The 17,719-nt window shown below is 35.5% G+C and carries 21 protein-coding genes and 1 riboswitch; of the genes, 13 read left to right on the top strand and 8 right to left on the bottom strand.

Annotation, left to right across the window (positions count from 1 at the left end; translation table 11 throughout):
* Positions 1–133: 133 nt before the first annotated feature.
* Positions 134–940, bottom strand: a complete 807-nt coding sequence (locus tag GW534_RS13070) for a Cof-type HAD-IIB family hydrolase (RefSeq protein WP_202630934.1) — start codon at positions 938–940, stop codon at positions 134–136.
* Positions 941–1,106: 166 nt separating this feature from the next.
* Here GW534_RS13070 and GW534_RS13065 point away from each other — a divergent pair, with 166 nt between their 5' ends.
* From GW534_RS13065 to GW534_RS13055, 3 genes are all read left to right on the top strand, one after another.
* A complete protein-coding gene (locus tag GW534_RS13065) occupies positions 1,107–1,850 on the top strand; it encodes an alpha/beta hydrolase (RefSeq protein ID WP_312854674.1) in 744 nt (247 codons plus the stop codon).
* A gap of 169 nt (positions 1,851–2,019) precedes the next feature.
* The gene (locus tag GW534_RS13060) at positions 2,020–2,406 is read left to right on the top strand and encodes a DUF6508 domain-containing protein (protein ID WP_161921456.1); all 387 of its coding nucleotides are present in this window, start codon (positions 2,020–2,022) and stop codon (positions 2,404–2,406) included.
* Between the two features lie 30 nt (positions 2,407–2,436).
* Entirely contained in the window at positions 2,437–2,817 is a 381-nt protein-coding gene (locus GW534_RS13055) for a RidA family protein (RefSeq protein ID WP_161921455.1), read from the top strand.
* 218 nt (positions 2,818–3,035) lie between these two features.
* Here the strand turns inward: GW534_RS13055 and GW534_RS13050 are convergent, their stop codons facing one another.
* From GW534_RS13050 to GW534_RS13035, 4 genes are all read right to left on the bottom strand, one after another.
* On the bottom strand, positions 3,036–4,535 hold the full coding sequence (locus tag GW534_RS13050) for a sodium:solute symporter family protein (protein WP_161921454.1): 1,500 nt from the start codon (positions 4,533–4,535) through the stop codon (positions 3,036–3,038).
* A 59-nt stretch (positions 4,536–4,594) separates the two neighbouring features.
* Positions 4,595–5,968, bottom strand: coding sequence for an LLM class flavin-dependent oxidoreductase (locus GW534_RS13045; RefSeq protein WP_161921453.1), 1,374 nt, complete (start codon positions 5,966–5,968; stop codon positions 4,595–4,597).
* Between the two features lie 62 nt (positions 5,969–6,030).
* The gene (locus GW534_RS13040) at positions 6,031–6,480 is read right to left on the bottom strand and encodes an OsmC family protein (protein WP_161921452.1); all 450 of its coding nucleotides are present in this window, start codon (positions 6,478–6,480) and stop codon (positions 6,031–6,033) included.
* 145 nt (positions 6,481–6,625) lie between these two features.
* A riboswitch (SAM riboswitch) is annotated at positions 6,626–6,738 on the bottom strand.
* A 115-nt stretch (positions 6,739–6,853) separates the two neighbouring features.
* Entirely contained in the window at positions 6,854–7,615 is a 762-nt protein-coding gene (locus GW534_RS13035; protein ID WP_161921451.1) for a TatD family hydrolase, read from the bottom strand.
* A 125-nt stretch (positions 7,616–7,740) separates the two neighbouring features.
* Here GW534_RS13035 and GW534_RS13030 point away from each other — a divergent pair, with 125 nt between their 5' ends.
* The 5 genes from GW534_RS13030 to GW534_RS13010 all read left to right on the top strand — a co-directional run bounded on the left by GW534_RS13030 (position 7,741) and on the right by GW534_RS13010 (position 12,224).
* Positions 7,741–8,187: a glycoside hydrolase family 3 C-terminal domain-containing protein gene (locus GW534_RS13030; protein ID WP_161921450.1), complete on the top strand. Its 447-nt coding sequence runs from the start codon at positions 7,741–7,743 to the stop codon at positions 8,185–8,187.
* A gap of 519 nt (positions 8,188–8,706) precedes the next feature.
* Positions 8,707–9,810 (top strand): glutamate 5-kinase, encoded by a 1,104-nt coding sequence (gene proB, locus GW534_RS13025; protein WP_161921449.1) that lies wholly within the window; start codon positions 8,707–8,709, stop codon positions 9,808–9,810.
* A gap of 14 nt (positions 9,811–9,824) precedes the next feature.
* A complete protein-coding gene (locus GW534_RS13020) occupies positions 9,825–11,075 on the top strand; it encodes a glutamate-5-semialdehyde dehydrogenase (RefSeq protein ID WP_161921448.1) in 1,251 nt (416 codons plus the stop codon).
* Between the two features lie 378 nt (positions 11,076–11,453).
* The gene (locus GW534_RS13015) at positions 11,454–11,648 is read left to right on the top strand and encodes a hypothetical protein (RefSeq protein WP_161921447.1); all 195 of its coding nucleotides are present in this window, start codon (positions 11,454–11,456) and stop codon (positions 11,646–11,648) included.
* Positions 11,649–11,960: 312 nt separating this feature from the next.
* Positions 11,961–12,224 carry a hypothetical protein gene (locus GW534_RS13010; RefSeq protein WP_161921446.1) on the top strand — a complete coding sequence of 88 codons (264 nt, stop codon included), beginning with the start codon at positions 11,961–11,963 and terminating at the stop codon, positions 12,222–12,224.
* Here GW534_RS13010 and GW534_RS13005 read toward each other — a convergent pair.
* Entirely contained in the window at positions 12,221–12,409 is a 189-nt protein-coding gene (locus tag GW534_RS13005; RefSeq protein WP_161921445.1) for a hypothetical protein, read from the bottom strand. The two genes, GW534_RS13010 and GW534_RS13005, sit on opposite strands and share 4 nt — an antisense overlap.
* Before the next feature lie 233 nt (positions 12,410–12,642).
* On the opposite strand from GW534_RS13005, the gene rpiA reads away from it, so the two are divergent.
* Together rpiA and GW534_RS12995 are read left to right on the top strand one after the other, a co-directional pair.
* Positions 12,643–13,323 (top strand): ribose-5-phosphate isomerase RpiA, encoded by a 681-nt coding sequence (gene rpiA / locus GW534_RS13000; RefSeq protein WP_407670480.1) that lies wholly within the window; start codon positions 12,643–12,645, stop codon positions 13,321–13,323.
* 106 nt (positions 13,324–13,429) lie between these two features.
* Complete coding sequence (locus GW534_RS12995) at positions 13,430–13,822, top strand: hypothetical protein (RefSeq protein ID WP_161921443.1); 393 nt, start codon at positions 13,430–13,432, stop codon at positions 13,820–13,822.
* A gap of 48 nt (positions 13,823–13,870) precedes the next feature.
* Here GW534_RS12995 and GW534_RS12990 read toward each other — a convergent pair whose 3' ends face one another.
* On the bottom strand, positions 13,871–15,592 hold the full coding sequence (locus GW534_RS12990; protein ID WP_161921442.1) for a methyl-accepting chemotaxis protein: 1,722 nt from the start codon (positions 15,590–15,592) through the stop codon (positions 13,871–13,873).
* A 69-nt stretch (positions 15,593–15,661) separates the two neighbouring features.
* Complete coding sequence (locus GW534_RS12985) at positions 15,662–15,859, bottom strand: hypothetical protein (protein WP_161921441.1); 198 nt, start codon at positions 15,857–15,859, stop codon at positions 15,662–15,664.
* A gap of 149 nt (positions 15,860–16,008) precedes the next feature.
* Here GW534_RS12985 and GW534_RS12980 point away from each other — a divergent pair, with 149 nt between their 5' ends.
* The 3 genes from GW534_RS12980 to ehuB all read left to right on the top strand — a co-directional run bounded on the left by GW534_RS12980 (position 16,009) and on the right by ehuB (position 17,681).
* A complete protein-coding gene (locus GW534_RS12980; RefSeq protein ID WP_161921440.1) occupies positions 16,009–16,299 on the top strand; it encodes a DUF6509 family protein in 291 nt (96 codons plus the stop codon).
* Positions 16,300–16,435: 136 nt separating this feature from the next.
* Positions 16,436–16,555: a DUF4023 family protein gene (locus tag GW534_RS12975; RefSeq protein WP_246204152.1), complete on the top strand. Its 120-nt coding sequence runs from the start codon at positions 16,436–16,438 to the stop codon at positions 16,553–16,555.
* Between the two features lie 280 nt (positions 16,556–16,835).
* Complete coding sequence (gene ehuB / locus GW534_RS12970) at positions 16,836–17,681, top strand: ectoine/hydroxyectoine ABC transporter substrate-binding protein EhuB (protein ID WP_246204154.1); 846 nt, start codon at positions 16,836–16,838, stop codon at positions 17,679–17,681.
* The last annotated feature ends 38 nt before the right edge of the window (positions 17,682–17,719 follow it).

The raw sequence follows: 17,719 nt of genomic DNA, 5'->3' as shown, positions 1-17,719 counted from the left end.
AAAAGAATGAAACACTATGATACTATTATGTACCATTTTATAAATTATGAAAATAAAGAAATTGAAATTTGGGTAGAAAGTTGTATACAAAAAAGGGAGGTCTACAAAAGATGTATGTGGACCTCCCTTTATTTTATATTTTCAATAATTCCTTCACAGCATATGTAAAACCATTTTCATCATTTGTTTTTGTTATTAAATGAGCATGTTTTTTTACAGAATCAGGTGCGTTTTGCATTGCAACGGCTGTTGTTGCCACTTTAAACTGTTCAACATCATTGCCACCATCACCAAAAGCATATATTTCGCTAAATTGTTTTCCAGTAAGTTGTTGATAACGTTCTAATGCAACACCTTTATTTGCCTCAACCGAAGTAAACTCCACATTATTAGGGTATGAGGATGCATAGGAAACATTAATATTCCCAGCGATGGCTTTTTTCGCTTTATCGACGAGTTCGATTTGATCTTGCCTTGATACTGCCATAACTTTGTAAATTTTAATGGTTTCTTTTTCTAGGATTTGATCATAGTTGTAATTTTTAAAAAGGGCTTCTTTTTCATCATCACTTAAATCTTGAACATCTGGATTTCGGAAAGGAAAACCGCCTTGATTTGTATATACCATAGTCCATAATCCGATTTCTCGTAAAATTGGTAGGAGTTGTTTGTATGCATCGATTGGTAGGGATGCCTCGTATAAAACATCTCCAGATTCACTATACAAAACAGTTCCATTAATCGTAATAATAGGTACGTTTAAATTTTTAATTTCTTCATAACTAATAACGTCTTCCAGAGCACGACCAGTATTGATAACAACTTGATGACCTTTTTCTTTTAAATAATGAAGAGTTTGCAAATTTTCTGCAGAAATTTCATGTTGTGAATTTAGTAAAGTACCGTCTAAATCAATTGAAAAACATTTCACAATAAACATTTCCTTTCATGTGTAGTATATAGTTACTATATCAAAAAATAGCATGTTAGCAAAATAGTATAAATAGGTAAAAGCGTGTGTATTTCACTTATTACTTTCCATTAAGATCAACTTATGATAAAATTTAAAAAATTCAAATATTGTGAGGTGATTGAACTTGGAAAAAGTGTATAAAGTTCATCCAGAGGCTGAGGAATTTTACTTTCCGGGAAATGAAGTCGGAGTTTTAGTTAGTCATGGTTTTACAGGGACAACCCAGAGTATGCGGTATTTAGGTACGCAAATTTTTAAACTAGGCTACACGGTTTATGGTCCGCGACTCACTGGGCATGGTACTGATCCTGAAAATATGGAACAAGCATCATACAAAGACTGGATTAACGATGTGGAGCGTGGCTTAGAACGTTTGCAAAAAACGTGTTCAAAAATCTTTGTCGTCGGACTTTCAATGGGAGGGACGTTAACTTTATACCTTGCCCAAAAATATCCGAATCTAGCTGGAATTATACCAATTAATGCTGCGATTAATATGCCTGAGCTTAAAACAGCCTATGATCAGTTGAAAAATAGTGGAACTCGTTTCGTAGAAGGGATTGGCTCGGATATTAAAAAGTCAGGAGTAACAGAACTTGCCTATCCAAAAACACCGGTAAAATCTATGGGGGATATTATTGCTCTAATGGACCAAGTTCGCAAAGATTTAACGAAAGTGACAGTGCCGACGCTAATTATTTCTTCTATTATAGACAATGTTGTACCACCGGAAAACTCGAAGGAAATCTATTATTCTATTACATCGGAAGATAAATCCATTATTTTCTTGAAAAATAGTTACCATGTTGCAACGTTAGATAATGATAAAGAACTAATTGCAAAAGAATGTGCCCGTTTTATTTCGAATCGAGTATAAATTTTTATTGAAAACGTTCTTTATGGTTCCAGTCCATATATTCGAGTTGGGCTGGTTGTCTTTTTATGGGCGAAATTCCAAATAATTCCTGTTTAACATTTAAAGTAAATTAAAAAAAAGGTATAATAAAAATATAATATTTTGTCAACAACAGGATGGGGGAACAACGATGTTAACAAAAGAAAAATTAGACAAATATATCGATTATTTTAGTAATGAACAGATGGAATTTTTCAAATGGAATAATCCAGAAGAGACAAAAACTGGAGTTGTGCAACTAGGGTTTGTACAATATGAAGAAGGGGTACAAAACTTTATTAATGATTTATATGAAGCGGATATGCTAGATCCTCAATATTTCGAGCATCTTGAAATGTATAAGACGAAAATCGATGCGCCTGCTGATTTAATTCCAACTGCGGATTTTGATTTATTAAAATCAATATTGACATTTTATGTCCGTGGAGAAAAATATTCCGATGGTGTTTGGGCAAGTGCGATTGATGAAGGTGTATTTTTAGCGATTTTAAAACGATTACAAGAGTTTGTCAATTAAATTCATATACATAGAAGGGAGACAAGTTTCATGTTGAAAAAAATTGCAACGGATCATGCTCCGCAAGCAATAGGACCATATTCTCAAGGTATTGAAGTAGGTAATTTTCTGTTTCTATCTGGTCAAATTCCGATAAATCCGGAAACGGGTGAAGTAGAAGCAAATGATATTGTTGGCCAAACAAATCAAGTGATGAAAAACATTGCGGCAATTTTAGAAAGTGAAGGTTTAACTTTAAACAACATCGTAAAAACAACGATTTTCATTACCGATATGAATCAATTTGCACAACTGAATGAGGAATATGCGAGACATTTAGGCGATCATCGTCCAGCCCGTTCAACGGTAGAGGTTAGTCGTCTACCGAAGGACGTATTAGTAGAAATTGAAGTCATTGCAGTTAGACCATAATAAAAGAAAATGGGACAGTTCGTGTGTATTTACGCGACTGTCCTTTTACTTTAATTTTATTGTTAAATTGATCGTATAGCGATTTAAGTAAAATTTAATGTTTAAAATACCATTTCCAAAGTGAGATAAAAATTACAATTAGAGAAAGGCCTATACCGTATAAACATATGGATAGCATAGGGTTTACAAACATATCACATTCTCCCTTCTAAATTATATTAAATTGCATCTTTTTGGGAACTTATTTCTGATTGAGGTTGTTTCATAATTTTTGCAAGAATAAACATAACTGCGATTCCAATTAATGTTGCCCAGGCACCTGCCGCCATTGTACTTTTTTCTATTTTTCCAAAATATAGGATAAAATAGGATGCGAGCCCAATAATCATCGATAATTCTGCAGCTCGTGGTGATGGCTTTTTCTTACCAAATATGGCGTAAAGGACTGGTCCGACTGTTCCTGCAGCAATCCCAGAAACACTAATCCATAAAAGATCTCCCATATATTTCGGTGGATTTAATACGATAAGGTACGAAACGATTCCGATTGCTAATACCGCAAGACGACTAATTCGTAGTGCAATCTTTTGTGCTTTTTTATCATTAACCTTAATGATGTTCCGTCGTACGAATACTTTTAGGAAAATATCATTGGCGAATACAGTAGACATGGATACAAACAAGCCATCCGTTGTCGAAAGGGCGGCAGCTAATATGACGATTAGCATAAAGGCAGCTATAATCGCAGGGAAAAATTGAATAATGTATTCAATTAGTGCCATATCACTAACCGCGATATTTTCACCAAAGGCCGCACGACTATAAATACCACCAAATAGTGTAACAACACAACAGAACATGATAACTACGTATACAAGTAACATTTTTCCGATATCTTTTTCATTTTTTAAACCTAATATTTTATTAAATAGCTGTGGAGCGGTGGCGGCAAAGGCGGCTTGAATAATAATTGCGCCGATTACGGCTGAAATCGAATCAAAATAAGGCGACTCGGGATTGAAAACTGTAACTAAATTTGGATTCTGGGCTGCGAGATTGTCTGTAATCGATGCAAATGTATTTGTAATACTTCCTTCCCAAAAATGAACAATTCCTGATACAAATATGAGTAGCCCGGCGACAGTCATAATGATAATTTGAACGGCATCTGTGTAAATATCAGCAAGTGTTCCACCGACATAAACGTAAATAATGACTATGGCTGCTATTAAAATAAGTCCGGCATTGTAAGAAAGCCCCATTGTAAATTCAAATACTCTTGCTCCAGCAACAAACTGAGCAGCGATATAAAAAATATTAAACAAAAGGAGAAGTGCTGTACCTACTCTTAAAATGTCACTATTATAGTAATCGCCTAACCAATCTGGTAAAGATAAAGATTTTTGCTTTGTGTTTATCTTTCGCACCCTTTTTGCTACTAATAGAGCGCCGATCGGCCCTCCACCAAATATCGCTAACATCAGCCATAGATTGGCATAGCCCCATTCATAAGACCAACCTGGATAACCTAAAAATACAGCGGCACTTAGATATGTGGCAGCAAATCCCAGCCCTAAAAGGACTGGGCCGAGTTGACCGCCGCCAATGGCAAAATCATCAATATTTTTTGTACCTCGACCACCAAGGTAACCTAATAGAATCATAATCAAGACAATGATCGTCATACCTATCCATATATATAATTCTAATACGTTCATGGACACCCTCCGTTTACGCAAAATTTAACCGATTTTTGACCTACTTGTCGAGTGGGCATTTACTTGACAGCGAGACTCAATTTTTTTGCATGATGGTTGTCAGGTAAGTATACATGACCTTTTCCAAATAAATTTTCTCGTAATGTTCCACCTTCGTATTCTTTACGATATATTCCTCGTTTTTGTAATTCAGGAACGACATAATCGACAAATTCTCTGAATGTACCTGGTGAATAGGCAAAAGCAATGTTGAAGCCATCGACATCACCTTCTGTTGCCCACTGTTCAAGCTTATCGGCAATTTGCTCAGGTGTACCTATAAATTTAACTGTTCCGTTTCCTAGTCCGTGATTTAATACAGCTTCTCGTAAAGTCCATTTTTTATTCGGATCTTTTCCGTAAAGATCAAGGTTTCCCTGCATCGCTTGCGTTTCCATATCTACAATATAGTCATCTGGATTGTAAGTTGAAAAGTCAATGCCGGTATGACCGGATAATAATGCAAGTGTACCTTCGTAACTAACATGGCTTTTCAATTCTTCATATTTTGCAATTGCTTCTTCTTCTGTAGAACCAACAATCGGTAAAACGAGCGGGAATATTTTTATATCATCTGGATTTCTACCGTATTCCTTAGCTAGTGTACGAATATCATTTGAGTATATTTTTAATGCATCGAGTGAATGATGCTTTGTAAATACAGCTTCTGCATGTTTTGCTGCAAATCGTTTCCCCTTAGGTGAAGCACCAGCTTGAAATAAAACCGGCGTACGCTGTGGCGAAGGTTCTACAATGTGCGGTCCAGGCACGGAGAAAAATGCCCCTTCATGGTTTATTTCATGAACTTTATCTGGATCTGCAAACGCATCTTGTGCGATATCAAGTGTGACAGCATCATCTTCCCAACTATGTTCCCATAGTTTATAGACCACGTCTAAAAATTCATCTGCTCTTTCATAACGAAGGTCATGGGGTAGTCGACTTTTAAGGCCAAGATTAATTGCTTCACTTTCTAAATAAGAGGTAACGATATTCCAACCAATTCTTCCCTCCGTTAAATGATCCAATGTTGAGAGTTGACGTGCTAATGCATAAGGCTGTGCATAGGTCGTTGAAATCGTCACAGCAAACCCAATATGTTTTGTGGCTAGTGCCATCGCTGAAATCGGTAGTAAAGGATCATGTGCTGGAATTTGGACTGCATTTTTTACAGCAGGTTTATAGCTGTTTTGATACACGCTATATGTTCCTAAAACATCGGCAATAAAAACAGCGTCAAATATCCCTTTTTCTAATGTTTGAGCAACATCAACCCAGTAAGACAACCGGTTATGATAGCGGCTATGATTTTTTTCATGTTTCCATAGTCCAGTTGAATGTGGGGACGGAGAATTTTGAACAAATCCATTTAAATGTATTTGTTTACCCATCATGACACCCTTTCCATTTTTAAAATAAAGTAGGCACATCCGATTACTTGGTATTAGATTGTTTTTTATTTAACAGGTTTTTCAACGACAATTTTTGAAGTTAAATGAACAGGATTTTTAATCGTATCACCTACAGGGCAATGGTTTTCCACAAACTGAATAAATGTTTCTAATTTTTCTTTTGGAGCATCTGTTGAAATCACGAATTTTGATTCAATATGAGAATATCCAGGTCGGACATCGGATTTATTTAAAAAACCGTCCGTATCAAGTTCACCTTCCAATTCAATCTTAAGATCCTCAATGTTAATCCCAAATTGTTTTGCATAAGTTTGGATAACAATTGCCTGGCATGCACCAAGAGCAGAAAGAACAAGTTCAACAGGGTTTGATCCTTGATCAGTGCCACCTAATGAAACTGGTTCATCAACAATGACTTTGTGACCTCTTGCTTCCGTTTCAATTAATAATTTTTCCTTCCATGTAGCCTTTACATTAAATTTTTCAATCGCCATTTTCCAATCACCTCTAAATATTTTTTAATTAAAAAAAGAAAGTTTAAGTTCATAGATTTTTGTACATCACCTCCAAAATAAAATGACCTCTTAAAATAAGAGGTCATGTGATGTACGAAAAGAATATTTTCATATATCACAATCCCTCTTATATTTCAGGTTTGTCAGTTCAAACCTGCTGGAATTGGCACCGTTTGGATCTTTCCAATGGTTGCCGAGGCTTCACAGGGCCAGTCCCTCCACCTCTCTGTATAAGAGTAGATTGCTAAGTTATTAACTTATCAATTGATTAAATTTTTAATTTATTCTAAACTGTAAAACTTTAAATGTCAACAGTAACTTTTAAAAAAATTAAAGTATGAAAGTAATATCGTTATAAAGAATAAAAATACGATGTGTTTTTATATAGTTGTTCATACATTTCATCAGTGGTTAAAGATTTGATTTTTGATATATAATCAATTGTTTTGTGTATCATGTTCGGATGGGTAATTTTATTTTTAAATGGTCCGTCAAAAGGCCAAGGTCCATCAGTTTCCACCATAATTTGTGTAATCGGGTAAGATTTTGCGATAATTTGAATGTCCTCTTCGTAAAGGATGTCTGGCGTGAAAGAGATGAAATATCCGTTTTGTGCCATCTGATGTAATGTTTTAGGGTCCCCTTTAAACCAGTGGAAGTGGGCTTTTTCAATTGAGTATTTTTCTAATAAATTTATAACGATAGGCGCATCTTCGTATATTGCGTGCAGCGCTACAGGTTTATCTAACTTTTTTGCTAGTTTAAAAAATTCCTCTAATAACTCAAGATAGCCATCCTTATTTTTGACCTCAGAATAGTAAGGAAGTCCAACCTCTCCGATTGCCACCATCTTAGTATGATTTTTTTCAATAAAATGAAATAAATCTGCAAGCTCACTATCTGTGGGTAACTCTTGTTCAGGATGATACCCAAAGGCTGGTTTAATTCTAGCATCTTTTTCATATAACGCTAAATTCGCTTTGGCTGAAGAAAAATTAGTAGAAACAGATATTAAGTAATCAATTTTATATTCGTCCATATCTCTTAAAATCCTTCGTCGGTCCGGAATTTTATATTGATCAAAATGGATATGTGTATCTATAATAGATTTCATTTTTCCTCTCAAACCTTTCAATTAATAAATTTCGTATTATCATAATACCTTTCTTTCCTGATAGAAATCCATCAATCCAATTGCTCAATAGGTTGCTTTTGCTCAACCTACGAAGCAACCAGAAGTTGTCGCGAAAGTTAAGAGGCTATTCGGCGGATGTTGCGACAGATACATTATGGGCCAGGGTAGAGGAAACCTTTGGTGAAGACCCTAAACTTGTACCGACAATCACGGCGATTAATTTCGGGAATCCGTGGTTAATGAATGAAGTAGAACCGAATGCAAAAGCGGTTTTTGTTACATTTGGTACAAAGTCTGAAGCTTTACTTGATGTGATTCGCGGTCGCTACAATCCAACGGGCAAGTTACCAATTACAATACCCGCGAATGCTGAAGCAGTAGCAAACGATCGCGGAGATGTTCCGGGATTTGATGAAGGACCTGATTATGTATATAAAGCGGCCAATGGTGATGCGTATGGCTATAACTTTGGTTTATCTTACGAAGAGCGGGAGCAGCCGAAGATAAGTGAAATTTTCCGGAAAATATTTGGAAAAGATAAGGATGATTGAGTATTAAAGACTGTATGTTGATTAATATAGGGCGTTCATTTGTATAGTAAACGTCCTTAAAACCATTAAAGAAAAATAATTTTCAAAAAATGGTTGTTGACTTTTTTCATATTTCGTCCCATAATATACTCAACAATAATTGAACGTTAACGAAGGACTAGTATGCAGTGCTTGCTATGTTAGAGAGCGGAATTCGTAGGCTGAAAGATTCCGTCATAGTCAACCTGCAGAACCTACCTTCCGAGTCCCATGCAAAACATGGGCGCAGATCTGCGTTAAAGATTCGAGGTGGGGTGCCAGGTTTTGCACCCAATGAAGGTGGTACCGCGGAAGACTAGCTCTTTCGTCCTGTCAATACAGGATGAGAGGGCTTTTTTATTTGCATTGCCTTATTTATTAAAACCAACTTTAAAGGTAATGAATTTAAATATATAGAAGCTAAAAATTAAGCCACTTTTAACTATATTTTTTAGTCCATTATAACGTTAAAGTATAAAAATATAAATTGAGGGATTTATCATGTCAAAAGAACGTATCGTAGTCAAAATTGGAAGTAGCTCACTGACAAATCAAAAGGGGGAGATCGACCATGAAAAATTAAACGATCATGTCGATGCCATTTTTGCACTTCGGAAGGCGAATCATGAAGTGATTCTCGTCTCATCAGGTGCGGTTGCTGCAGGTTTTAAAAAATTAGGCTATCCTTCACGACCTGTCACGTTAAAAGGAAAACAAGCTGCAGCAAGTGTTGGGCAAGGGTTACTCATTCAAACATATATGGAAAAATTCCAAGCTTACGACATTACCGCTGCACAAATTTTGCTCACGCGCTCCGACTTTTCGAACCGCAAACGATATCAAAACGCATTTGCGACAATATCCGAATTACTAGACCGAGGAATTTTACCAATTATAAATGAAAATGATACAGTTTCGGTCGATGAATTAACCTTTGGCGATAACGATATGTTATCAAGCCTTGTAAGTGGATTTATTCATGCAGATAGACTCATTATTTTAACTGATATTAATGGGATTTATGATGGCAATCCACGGACAAATCCAAATGCGAAAAAGTTTTATTTTCTTGAAGATATTAACGAAGATCTATTCCAACTTGCCGATGAAAATGGTTCGAAAGTTGGCACTGGTGGGATGAAGTCAAAACTCCTTGCTGCACAAACCGCTCTTTATCTTGGTGTTTCCGTCTTTATCGGCACTGGTTTTGGCAAAAATAAATTACTTGATGTTTTAGATGGAAAAGGTGATGGAACATACATCGCCAATCGTAGTCAAACATCGATCAACACGAAAAGACAATGGATTGCCTTACATTCAGAATCAACGGGTCATGTCTATATTGACCAAGGAGCAGTTGAAGCAATTTTATATCATGGAAAAAGTCTACTATCACCAGGTGTGTTTAAAGTAAAAGGCACTTTTGAAAAAGGTGATGTTGTAGATGTGATGGGAATTAACGGTCTTATTGGTAAAGGTCAAGTAAGTTGTCCATCTGATGAATTAAGCGACTATATTGAACAACGTAAAGAAAAAGGACCAGAATTTCATGAACCAGCCATCGAAGTCATTCATCGCGATAATTGGGTTCAATTAAAAAATTAAGGAGGGAGATTTTTATGGCAAATGAAGTTTTTCAAAAAGGGAAATTAGCAAAACGGGCAAGTTACAAAATGACAAGTTTATCGACAGAAGAAAAAAATGCTGCTTTAGAATTAATTGCGAAACAACTGTTAGAAGATGAAAACGAAATTTTAGCAGCGAATAAAGTTGACATAGAGTCAGGTCGAGATAATGGATTATCTGAAACGGTGCTAGACCGGATTATGTTAAATACTGACCGTATTGCAGGTATGGTAGAAGGAATTCGCCAAGTCATTGAATTGAAAGATCCAATCGGTGAAGTTTTAGAAACAATTACGAAAGATAATGGTTTATATGTAGAAAGAAGACGTGTGCCAATTGGTGTTATCGGCATGATTTATGAGGCAAGACCGAACGTAACGATTGATGCGTCAACCCTTGCCTTAAAAACAGGTAATGCGATTATTTTACGAGGCAGCTCTTCAGCGAAATCATCGAACATCGCACTAGTTAGCTCGATTCATAAAGCATTAGAAAAAAGTAAAGTACCTGTTGATGCGGTGCAATTAATTGAAGATACATCAAGAGAAACGGCAAAGTCCTTATTCCAATTAAATGAGTATTTAGATGTATTGATTCCACGGGGCGGTCAAAACTTAATTCAAACCGTAATCCGTGAAGCAAGTGTTCCAGTAATTGAAACAGGTGCTGGGAACTGCCATATTTATATTGATGAATCAGCAAAACAAGCAATGGTAGAAGAAATTGTTTTAAATGCAAAATTACAACGTCCATCTGTATGTAATGCGGTTGAATCATTATTAATCCATGAAGACTGGTTTAACAAGTACGGAAAAGAACTTTTAGAAAAATTAGCCGCTAACGATGTAACAATCCACGGCGAAGAAAAAGTAAAAGCTGTATTTCCAGATGCAGTTCTTGCGACAGAAGAAGACTGGGGAACAGAATATTTAGCTCTTGATGTAAGTGTAAAACTTGTTAACAGCGTAGAAGAAGCGGTTGAGCATGTGAACACTTACGGAACAAATCATTCTGAAGCGATTATTACGGAAGATGAAGTGAATGCTAATGTATTCTTACAAAAAGTAGATGCAGCTGCGGTGTATCACAATGCGTCTACTCGCTTTACAGACGGATTTGAATTCGGTTATGGAGCGGAGATCGGAATTTCTACACAAAAATTACATGCCCGTGGTCCAATGGGCTTACCTGCATTAACATCAAGTAAATTCTTTATTAAAGGAACAGGGCATGTGCGTCAATAAATTCTCGATAAAAATGTCTACCTTTTATGGTAGTCATTTTTTAATTCATCAACATTATATATAGAAATAATTTGTTTAGCGTGATATATTTTTTTGAAAGGTACTCTCTGTTTATTGTCGCTATTAACGTTTCTGGGAGGGAAATCTTCCATTGGGATTTCCTTTGATAAAGGATTATTTTGGATCCTATTCGTGATTGCATTGATAGAAATAATTTCCTATGGAAGAAAGTTAAAAGAAGTTCAACATAATACCACCGAAAAAAATTCAAAGTTTTACAAGCAAAATACTGTTAAGAAGGAAAAAGATTATAAACATAGAATACATATAGATAAGGTATCTAAAGGGGACAACTTTTTAAGAAAGTGGGGGACTTCATTGGCATTCATTTTTATTATAGCGGGGTTGGTTGTATTAATAGCATTAATCGGTACGATGCAAGTTGCCAAAAATCCAGACGATCGAAACTACCATTCTGAAAAAGGTAGAAATATGAGTCGGCTTTTTTGGATATATTTGGTATTGCTTCTAACTGTTTTAGCAGTCTCATTAGCGATGGTGTATTTAAATTAATTAAGAATTTTTTCAATCAAACAGCTCTAAGCTGTTTCTTTTTTTAAGGAGTGGTACGCAGGGAGTGGTACGCATGGAGTGGTACGCAGGGACGGGTCCGGTGTTCCATTTTTGGGGTGGTACGGGGGGACGGGTTCGGTGTTGCAAATTTGAAATTGGTACGATGGACCTGTCCCCGTGTTTCATTCCCTTGTTTCATTCGAAATTGGTACGATGGACCCGTCCCCCTGTACCAAAAACATTAAAACTTGTGCAACCTTTTTTAAAAATTTGTCGTCATATTTGTAGATACGTTTGAAATGAGGTGTGAAGTTGAAAAAGTTCATTAATATCATCTTAATTTTTGTAATAGGACTTATTTTTACCGCCTGTAGTAGTTTTAATGGGGGAGAGGGCAGTAATGGTAGTTCTGGTAGTGATTCATATACTGTAGAAATGCATGATAGCGCCGGTTTTGCAAGAGACGATGGTCAAGTAGAACGAGCGGTTGAACCTGAGCAAGCTAATAATGAAAATGTCGGGACTTCGCAAATTACTGATATGGAGCGGAAAGTCATTTATTCAGCCAAAAGTTAAAGATTTCTCTCCTGTAAATGTCCCTTTATTGAAAAGGTATTTGAATCTTTATTGGCTCCTATTGCAGAATGAACAGGTATTCCGAGTAAGATTATCATTGGAAAATTAATGAAACCACCACTACCTGACAATGTTCCAATCGTTGTCGCAACAATTCCTGTGAAAAATAAAATCACACACTCCATTATAAATCCCTCCCTTCAATTATTAGTATTTGAAAATAAAGGTATAAGTAAATGTTAATTTAATTGTTAAAATAAATAAGTTAATCTTATTCAGGGGTTACATCTAAATAGAGAGTCGAAAAATGACAAACATAATTCTAATAAATTTTTATGAAAAAAATAAATCTAATTATTAAAGTATATACTAGAAATAAATGAAATTCCGTTGTACGGTAAAAGAAAGGAGTTTAATCTTGAACAATAATGAACAGGAAAAAAGGAGCGCCGGAGAAAAGGCCGTTGATTTTATTAAAGACGGAATGACCGTTGGGCTTGGCACAGGTTCGACCGTATATTGGCTCATTCAAAAGTTAGGAAAGCGGGTTTCAGAAGGACTAAAAGTAAAATGCATTCCAACGTCTATACATACAGAGCGCCTGGCGATGAATCTCGAGATTCCAATTGTAACATTTAATGAAATCGATAAAATTGATATCGCCATTGATGGAGCGGATGAAGTTGATAAAGATTTAAATGTCATTAAAGGGGGAGGTGGGGCGCTTGTTCGGGAAAAAATTATTGCCGAGTTTGCTGACCAGTTTATCGTAATAGTAGATCAAAAGAAGTTAAGTGAACAATTAGGCAAACATTTTCTTCCTGTCGAGGTAACACCCTTTGGTTGGCAAGCGACGGCGAAATATATTGCGAATCTTGGTTGCCAAGTAAAGCTTCGAGAAGAAGATGAAAAGATTTTTGTTTCTGATAATGACAATTATATATTGGATTGTTATTTTGAAAAAATAGAAGATGCGGCAAAACTAAATGAGAAAATTAAGATGATTACTGGTGTTGTAGACACAGGGTTATTTATTGATATGGTTGATTTATGTATCGTTGGAAAGGGAAGTGATACTGAAATTATTAAAAAGCAATAGAAAGGTTTCGGAGTGACAAGTACAATGATTCAATGTGAATTAATATACATCTTTTAGAAAAAATAGTACAATTATATATGAAAATTATATTAAAAAGGGGATTTTTATGAAAAAGATTATGACAGTACTTGTTACGGCAATGTTACTTTTTGCTACACCGGTTGGTAACTTTATTGTTCAAGATCAACCAATTACAGTTGAAGCAAAAGGATTTAAAGGAAAACGGGGCGGTAGTCCGAATAGTGGGATTACGAATTTCCAAAAGAAACAAAATCAAAACCGTTCCACATATAATAATCAATCAACGACAAAACCTAGAACCGGTGGGTTTATGAGAGGTTTAATAGCAGGAGGATTAGCCGGAATATTATTCGGAAGTCTACTTGCACAATGGGGCATCCTTGGCTCATTGTTAGGTTTACTAATTAACGTTGGTGCTATTTTAATTATTGTATGGTTAGTTGTTAAACTATTTAAACGCATGAATCGTGCATATTAAATACAGAAAGGAAGTTGGCTAGAAAAAGTCAACTTCCTTTTTGAACTTTTATTTCATTTTTAACATAAGCTGTTCCATCAGGTTAATATTTTCACTAATTTGTTCAAGTGCTTCTTCAGCTTCTCTTACGCGACCTTGTCGATGCAGTTGAATCGCTTGACGAGTTAGCTCATGCACTTGTTTATGTGGTTCTTCTAAGTCTTTAAAGGCTTGCATTTGTTTTACTTGTTCAGGTAGATTTCCGTAATACCATTTACCAAAACGACATTGATCATGGTGTGAAATTTCTTCAGCAGATAGATTTTCAATTCCGAGTAAAACATTGTATACTTTCCATTTATAAAGTAAATGATCGGATTTAGTTAATCGAATTATATCCTCATATTCGAAGTGTAAGTTTAAATCTAAGAATAATCTTCCATACTCTTCCATTTCTAAACTAATATCATAAATAAGTTTGCTCATTTCTTCTGATGTTGCTTTAGTCTCCACACTTGTGTCAGCAACAACGTTTATGCGTGCTGAAATATTTTGCACGGCAGCCGTTTGGTTTTCGCTCATTTCAACGATTTCGGATGTGGAATTTTTTACAACTTTCATATTATCAACAATCGCTAGTAATGCATCCTCAGCGTCGAGTGAACCGGTTACGGTTTTATCCATTAATTCTGCTGTTTCACGAATTTGAGCGGTGACGCTATTTGCTACATTTTGGAGTGCAGCCATATTTTCGGTAATGCGGGAAATTTGTTCACTCGTATGTTCGGATAATTTACGAACTTCTGATGCAACGACAGAAAATCCTTTTCCTTGTTCTCCAGCACGAGCTGCTTCAATGCTTGCATTTAATGCTAATAAGTTCGTTTGATCCGCAATTTCCTTTATGATTGTAATGACATCTTGAGTTTGTCTAATTTCATGTTCAAGTTCTTGTACTTTTTCAAGAACAGATAAATATACTTGGCCAGCTTGTTGAATACCTTCTAAAGTTGAATTGATTACATCTTTACTGCGCTCTGCCGTATTCGTTGCTGATTCTGTTTCACTTGCTACATTTTCAATGTTACGGTATACCTCTTCAATAGACGCGGTCAATTCTTCTGTGTTAGCAGAAATATTTTGTACTTCATCCATTTGTTGGTCCATTGCGGTTAATAATTGTTTTGTTGTATTCAATTCAGTTAATTGATTTAACATATCTGAAATGCGGAATAAAAAGTACTTATTTGTATCCTCAATATATGCCTGTTCAATTAATTGTAAATCATAAGCAGCAAGTTTTTGAACAGCGATTACGTAATCCATCATTTTTTGTGGTTTTTTATACAATTTTTCCATGAGAACAGAAGTTATTGTATGAATAATAACTTGATAGGCAGGGATGAAATTTTCCGGTGTAACGTGATGAACGCTTTGTTGTACACCAATTTTCAGTCTTGATTCAATGTATTCAATATCAATATTTCCTTGGAAAAAAGTGGATAAATACTGTTCAATAATATTTTTCACATTTTCTTCAGAGTAGTTGTTATCGATCAGTTTAATGACCTGTTCAAAATTTTTAAAACGTTCGTATAATAGATCAATGATTTCTTCTTTAGATTGGAAAATGATTTGCCCGGCTTCACGTATATGAGCTAGAGTAGTGTTATCAATACCTAAGAAGGATAGGCGAATCTTTGCTCGCTTGTTAACATGTTCGATATCAGTGGTTGTTAATCCATTCGCATATTCGTTCCAAGGGCGTGCTTTTTGAAATGAAATAATCATGTTTGTTCCTCCTGGATATAAAATTATAAAAAGACAAGTTTTTATTTGTGTAACTATAAATCAACTAAACTATGAAAAAAGTAATAGTATATCTATTTTATCGGTTAAAATGAGTGAATTTTGATAATAAATTTGAATAAAATTTGGAATATATGTGAACTTAGCCCTAGTGCCAAGCTCTTCGCCAAATTCTTCTAAGGACGGATCTAAATATATAATGATTTCGTGTTCGTTTCCGGGTACGATTTTATAGTTATTAATTTTCAAATGTTACACCTCCAGTTAACATTGCCTTATTTTAGTATTTCTTTGAAAAGCTCTTCCATGCGAGAACTTATTGAAACAAAGAAACACTTGCTTTTACGAAATAAGAGAAGCATAATTATGAATGGAAAAAGTTAAAAAGAAGGGTTTATATGAAAATTACAGAATATAGTGTGGAAAAGCTTTGGGATCCGACAGGAATTTTATCTGGAGACCGATACGAATTTATCATAGATATTGAAGTTGATGTAGAGGACGAATTATATTCGGAAAATGGAATTTATATCAAATTAATTTTAGTGGTAGAAGAGGAAGAAGTACGTATTGCCCAATATCAGCTATATGAACGGGTAACGGAAAAATATTTAGACTTCGCTTTAGAAGATGATGAATTAGAAGAGATTTTGCAGTTTTGTAAAGAACATTATCAAGAGGCAAATTAAGTAGAAAAGTCCCTGAGGTCCTAGTGGTCCAGGGATTTTTGCTTAAATTTGATTGGCATGCATTTTAATTAACGTTTTGCATGAATTTTTCCTTTCCGGGTAAATTATTAAAAGCGAAATAAAAGGGGGTATGATATTGAAGGATACGTCGCAATTTGTACATGAGATCGAGGAAAAGCAGCGAAAAGACCTAAAAAATAAGAAGAAACAAGGTGATAATGCACCAGCAAAAAAATTACCGAATCATAAAGAATGAATTCATCGCCCAGTCTGTAAAATACAGCGGGCGATTTTTTTGTTTTTGAATGTTTGGTAATTAAACGCAGTTATTTCGAGCATATTAGAGGGATTTGGAGAATATGTCCATTCAAACATACTCAACTTAGCTGAGATAAGGAGAGGTTACCTCAGACGAAATAATCAGATTTGTTAGACAATTCATAATTCGTTATACTTAAAACCATAATCTTTCCAAGTTTCTGGAAAAATATTAACTACATATGGAGGTAATATTTGTGAAAAGGAAAGTGCTTAACATGCTAGTCATACTAGTACTCATTGTTTCCGGTTGCTCTTTTACAGCAAGTAACAGTGAGCAGTCGACTTTAGAAAAAGCGAGAGCAGAAGGGAAAATTGTAGTTGGGTTTTCGGGTGAGGTTCCTTATGCTTACCTTGATGAAGATGGGAATTTGACCGGAGAATCCGTTGAAGTTGCAAGAGCAATTTTTAAAAAGCTAGGTATTGAGGAGATGGAAGGAAAACTTGTGAAGTTTGATTCGTTAATACCAGGTTTACAGAATGGTAGTTTTGATGTGATAACCGCAGGCATGTACATTACACCAGATCGCTGTTTATCCGTGGATTTTGCCGAACCGGATTATACAATAGGTGAGGCGTTAGCAGTGCAGCCTGGTAACCCGAAAGATATACATAGTTATGAAGATATTGCCGCAAACGAAGATATTACAATCGCTGTTATGAATGGCGCCATTGAAATTGATTATTTAAAAGCCGTAGGTGTAAAAGATAGTCAAATAGAAATTGTTCAAGATATTCCAGCAAGTATTGCAGCCGTCGAAAGTGGGCGAGCCGATGCAACAACAATGACAGGACCAACTTTAGAAAATGCATTAAAAACGGCGAACACAGATAAAATTGAAATCGTTGAAGATTTTGAACAACCAGTTATTGATGGAGAATCCGTTCGTGGATACGGTGCTGCAGCTTTCCGAATTGGCGATGATGAAATTCGTGAAGCGTTCAATGAAGAGTTACAAAAAATGAAGGAGTCTGGCGAATTACTTGAAATTATTAGTGAGTTTGGTTTTACCGAAAATGAAATTCCTTATGATGTGACAGCTGCAGAGTTATGTGAAGGATAAGTTAATAAACAGGCACGCCAAGTTGTGCCTGTTTCACT

The organism is Pallidibacillus pasinlerensis, assembly GCF_009996845.1.
Classification (GTDB): Bacteria; Bacillota; Bacilli; order Bacillales; family Caldibacillaceae; genus Pallidibacillus; species Pallidibacillus pasinlerensis.
The sequence above is the reverse complement of the archived record's forward strand: the minus strand, read 5'-3'. Positions and strand labels throughout refer to the sequence as shown.